The sequence below is a fragment of the Dolomitihabitans soli genome, assembly GCF_022213955.1.
Lineage (GTDB): Bacteria > Actinomycetota > Actinomycetes > Streptosporangiales > Streptosporangiaceae > Streptosporangium_A > Streptosporangium_A soli.
On sequence record NZ_JAKNTW010000078.1, the window covers coordinates 1 to 751 of the forward strand.

Genomic DNA, 751 nt, shown 5'->3' on the forward strand with positions numbered 1-751 from the left:
GGATGCGCTCGGGCTGTGGCTTCCTCAACGATCTGCGCCCCGGCCGCGAGGTGACCGCCGAGGTCACCCAGCCGGGCCCTGGTCATCGCCGGCCGCGACGACGGCGCGGTCCCGTTCGCTCACGCCGAATCCCTCATCGCCCACCTGCCGCACGCCGAGCTCGTGGAAAGCCGGGCGAGCAGCCGTTTCATCTGGCCGGCCGATGACTGCCCCGCCATCGCGGGCAGGATCGCCGGTTTCCCGACCTCTGAGGTCGGCGGCGGGGCGGGAGGGGAAACGTAGCCTCCCCCTGGGCGACCGTTTGGAGTTCGGCCGCAGCGTCACGCCTAGACTTCGACGTGAACCCGCTGGTTGGAAGCCGTGGTGGAGGGCGGTGAGCGGATTGGGCGCGGACTCCTTCTCCATTCTCGTGGAGTGTGATCTCGACGAGGATGACGGGTGCGCGTGGATCTTTCCCGCGGGGCGGTTGGACGTGGACGCCGCTGCGGAGTTTGCCGCCGTCTTCGGGGAATGCTTCGCGGCTCGCTATCGGCACCTCATCGTCGATGCCAGCCTGCTGGAGTTCTGCGACGGGGCGGGGGCGCGGGTCTTGGTTGATGCGTCGCGTCAAGCTGAGGAGTGTTCTGTCGAGTTCCGGCTCACAGGCGCGTACGGCTCTGTGGCCCGGGTCATCGCCATCGCCGGTTTGACCATGGCTGAGGAGTCGTCGCATCGGCAACCGGTCGAGCACCCGTCTCCGCTCAGCGGCGAG

The 751-nt window shown here is 68.8% G+C and carries 1 protein-coding gene; it reads left to right on the forward strand.

Features of this window, described 5'->3' with window-relative positions:
- Nucleotides 1-373: 373 nt before the first annotated feature.
- On the forward strand, nucleotides 374-751 hold a 378-nt coding region (locus MBA17_RS49045; RefSeq protein WP_238505835.1), incomplete at its 3' end, for an STAS domain-containing protein.